This window comes from Sutterella parvirubra YIT 11816 (genome assembly GCF_000250875.1).
GTDB classification, from domain to species: Bacteria; Pseudomonadota; Gammaproteobacteria; order Burkholderiales; family Burkholderiaceae_F; genus Sutterella; species Sutterella parvirubra.
Genome location: NZ_JH605017.1, coordinates 1 through 722, shown reverse-complemented (window position 1 = coordinate 722; position 722 = coordinate 1). Strand labels below are relative to the sequence as shown.

Annotated in this window: 1 protein-coding gene; it reads right to left on the bottom strand. The window is 67.3% G+C overall.

The annotated features are described in order from the left end of the window. Positions 1-722 (bottom strand): potassium-transporting ATPase subunit KdpA (locus HMPREF9440_RS11075; RefSeq protein ID WP_008543779.1); only part of this gene is annotated, 722 nt, incomplete at both ends.

Below are 722 nucleotides of genomic sequence, written 5' to 3'. Positions count from 1 at the left end.
GAAGACGTGCGCAGGGGTGTCGGTCGTCGTGAGGGTGGTGCCGACCCCGCTGCTCATGAGGACGGTGAGCGCCGACCCGATCAGCACGATCACCGGCACGGCCAGGATCGCGAAGGCGACCCGCTTCATGACGGCGGGGTCGAGCTTGCGGCCCAAGTACTCGGGGCTTCGTCCCACCATCTGACCCGCAAGGAAAACGCAGAGCAGAACCATCACGATCATCCCGGTCAACCCAGTCCCCACGCCCCCGAAGACGACTTCACCCAGGAGCATGAGAAGGAGCGGCGCGGCGGATGCGCCGGGAGCGAGCCCGTCCAGCGCCATGTTGACCGCACCGCAGGAGGCGGCGGTGGTGGCGGTGGTGAAGAGTGCGGTTTCAGGGAGCGTGAAGCGCAGTTTCGTGCCTTCGAGCGGCATCGCCGCCGGGGCGGCCCCGACCGAAGTCAGGAGATTCCCGCCCTGGGCCTGGATCCAGACGACGGCGGCATAGGCCAAAGAGAAGACCACCGCCATCACCCACCAGAGCGTGCGGCCCTCCGCGGGCTTGCCGACCATCCGTCCGTAGACACGCGTCAAGGCCGACGGAATGAGGAGCATGCCGAGAATCGAGAGCAGATTCGAGAGGTGTCCCGGATACTCCAAGGGGTGCGCGGAATTGGCGGCGAAGACGCCCCCGCCGTTCGTGCCCAGCATCTTGAGGGCTTCGACGGCGGCGACCGGGA